The following is a 2,612-nucleotide window of genomic DNA, read 5'->3' as shown; positions in this document are numbered from 1 at the left end:
CCCGCGGCCGCACCCCCCTGTTCGACCAGTACGAAAGCGACGACCGCCCCCGCGCCGCCAACGAATGACACCCGCAGCACCGCCCCCGGGAACGGATTTTGGTGCTGCGACGCGGGGATGCTAATGTTTCACACGTCGCAAGGGCCTGTGGCGCAGTCTGGTAGCGCACCTCGTTCGCATCGAGGGGGTCTGGGGTTCAAATCCCCACAGGTCCACAAACGACAGTTCGCGAGTAGCTCTCGTGAGCGTCATGAGATCCCGCCCGATCGAAAGATCGGGCGGGATCTCGGCGTTTCCGGGTCCTGTTCGAGGCGTGTCTGAACGAGGTCGAGCTGCGGGCGGGTGCCTGGCGGTCGTCGGCCTGAAGTTTCGGGGGGACGCCGCGTCGGGTGGTCGTGAGGCCGGTCCGGCGATGAGGGCGACTTCATGAGTGGTCGCGGTCGCTCGGGCTCCGGTCGCCTGGTGCCAGCTGAAGACCATGTGCAGGTCGATGCCGCAGCTCATCAGCCTGAGCAGAATGGTCTGCGCGGCCCGTCCCTGGGACAGCCGCTTCGTGGGTCGGAGATGGCGATGTCGTGGCTCTTGGGCCTGCCGTTGAGACCTTCGATGTTTGCCCGCTCGGGCCGTAGGCGTCCTGTAGGTGGGGTGGAGGTAGTAACGGTCTTGGCGGAACTTCTCGAGCCTGCCGAGGTCACCGGGCCGGATGGTGATCGTGGGCTTCTGACGGATCCGCGGCAGCTCGCTCTCGGGCAGGGGCCGCAGGCGTTCGCCTTCGGGGATTGGGACGGGGGGTTTGGCCGGCCAGCGAAGGTGACGTCGAAGGTGTCCAGTGCGGCCTTCCAGCACATGGTCCAGCGGGCCTGGCCCTCGGCTTGGGCACGGGACACCAACTCGTCGATCAGCCGGTCATCCACCGCCTCGACGGCTGCGGCTCAGAGTGCTCGACGGCCCCGGTCACGTTCACTGGTCATTGGTGCATCTTCCTCAAGCGGGAGTACACCGAACGTTCAAAGTCCCCTGCCGAAATCATCACTACTGGTGTCCAGGATGCGGCGCACTTGCACGGCGAGGTGATCTCGGTGCCGGGCAAGTGCGGGGTGTTCCGCGACGATGAGCGCGGCGAGGCCGGCCGCTTCGCGTACGTCCTCGCGACTGTCTCGCAGGAATGCGCGACGGCTTGAAAAAGCATCGGGCGCAGGTCCCCAAAGGCCGCAACGGTGGTGACGCGGGCGAGGAAGGCGACATACATGGCGACGGGCGCGGTGGCTTCGTAGATGGTGTTCTGATGGCCGACCAGCTCAGTCGGTAGCCCTGGGATGCCCCGTGCCTGCGAAGGTGATCCAGCAGGTGTCGCGAGCGATGTCCAGGAGGTACCAGATGCGGCCGCCACCAGTCACCTCGATCTGCCACTGCTCGCAGGTCTGTCCGCGATGGGTTCCGTGCGCCAGACCGCCCTCGAGGCGGTGGTGTCGGGGTGTCTCAGTGGCCGGCCTGGGGGCGGTGCGCATGGTGATCCAGGCGCGGTAGGTATTTTCACGAGCCTGCTGGGCGAGGCTCTCCCACCCTTTGGCCGAGGCCGCGTCGGCGAAGCGGACTTCCCAGTGGCCGTCGGGCGCCGGGGGCGCGGCGCGGTCGCCGCGACCCGGGGTCATGCGACGCCCCGAGGGTCCGGCACCGCGCCGTAGTCTTCGCTGTGGTCTTGGGACAATGCGGCCAGCAGTTCGGGGTCGGAGTAGACCTCTGCGGTGTGTTGCCAGGCGATGAGCAACTGGGCGACGGACGCGCTGTTGCCGAGCGAGTCGGCAGCCCGCATGGTGTCCACGAGTTCGACAGCGAAGGCGTGGAGATCGGGCTCGGGCAGGAAGCGGACCCACGGGAATGCGTCCGGCAGTATGTCGAGGAGTAGTTCCATGCTGCCCGGCTCACGGCGCGCCATCGCGGCCAGCATCCGGGTTGCTGCCGACACCACTGTCTGGTCCTGCTCGGCCCGGGCTGCGGTGGTGAGGACCAGGTCCTCGCCGTCTCTGCGGTGCAGGAGCAGCCTCGGCGACTCCTGGAGCCGGGCCAGCGTCTGCTTGTTCTTGTTCACCAGCTCGGAGAAGTTCACGGCGTTCTCGATACCCATAACTTTGAAATTACTTCGAAACTCGCGCGGGCGCCATCACCCGGAAGAGGGGCGCAGGGCGCGGCCCAGTCGCGCACACCTTGCGAGCGGCCGAGCAGCGGCGACCGCTTCGTTCCCTGGCGGCTGGGGAACGACAGCGCTGACCTCGCCGGGTACGGCGCCGCACCTCGGGCCGCTGTCGGTGGTCCCGGACAGGATGCCCGGGCCGCTGTTGCCGAGTCCTGCCCGAGATGCCGCCACGAGCGGGGACGTCCCGTGGACCTGATCGGCCCGTGGTGCACCTGGTCAGCAGCGGTAGCCAGCGGATCCGAGCGCGCCCGTGGCCGTGCCGGCGGTCGGGGCGGCCGTGCAGCACCGTTGGCGGGGCGTCACTTGTGTTTTAGGGGGAGGGTTTTCGTTCCTTCCCGCCTTGGGAGTGGTCACGTGTTGCGAGGGGGTCTGTGCGGTCCGTTTTGGGCGGGGCGGTGTTTGCTGATGGGTTGAGGGG

3 protein-coding genes and 1 tRNA gene are annotated in these 2,612 nt (G+C 67.7%); 2 read left to right on the top strand and 2 right to left on the bottom strand.

Annotation, left to right across the window (positions count from 1 at the left end; all coding sequences use genetic code 11):
- The first annotated feature begins 141 nt into the window (after nucleotides 1-141).
- Nucleotides 142-215 (top strand) — tRNA-Ala (locus EF903_RS31385).
- 657 nt (nucleotides 216-872) lie between these two features.
- Complete coding sequence (locus tag EF903_RS34520) at nucleotides 873-1,181, top strand: hypothetical protein (RefSeq protein ID WP_185902928.1); 309 nt, start codon at nucleotides 873-875, stop codon at nucleotides 1,179-1,181.
- 117 nt (nucleotides 1,182-1,298) lie between these two features.
- On the opposite strand, the gene EF903_RS31375 is transcribed toward EF903_RS34520, so the two are convergent.
- Both EF903_RS31375 and EF903_RS31370 read right to left on the bottom strand, forming a co-directional pair.
- Nucleotides 1,299-1,652, bottom strand: a complete 354-nt coding sequence (locus EF903_RS31375) for a hypothetical protein (protein WP_125548372.1) — start codon at nucleotides 1,650-1,652, stop codon at nucleotides 1,299-1,301.
- Nucleotides 1,649-2,125 (bottom strand): hypothetical protein, encoded by a 477-nt coding sequence (locus EF903_RS31370; RefSeq protein ID WP_125548371.1) that lies wholly within the window; start codon nucleotides 2,123-2,125, stop codon nucleotides 1,649-1,651. The genes EF903_RS31375 and EF903_RS31370 overlap by 4 nt, the downstream gene beginning before the upstream one ends.
- Nucleotides 2,126-2,612 lie beyond the last annotated feature (487 nt).

Origin of the sequence: Streptomyces sp. WAC05292 (assembly GCF_003949955.1) — a bacterium.
Classification (GTDB): Bacteria; Actinomycetota; Actinomycetes; order Streptomycetales; family Streptomycetaceae; genus Streptomyces; species Streptomyces globosus.
This window is presented reverse-complemented; position numbering and strand designations above follow the sequence as displayed.

What these genes read in the sequence shown, in the direction of transcription:
- EF903_RS31375 (WP_125548372.1), bottom strand. Translation starts at nt 1,652, where the DNA reads ATGACCCCGGGTCGCGGCGACCGCGCCGCGCCCCCGGCGCCCGACGGC.
- EF903_RS31370 (WP_125548371.1), bottom strand. Translation starts at nt 2,125, where the DNA reads ATGGGTATCGAGAACGCCGTGAACTTCTCCGAGCTGGTGAACAAGAAC.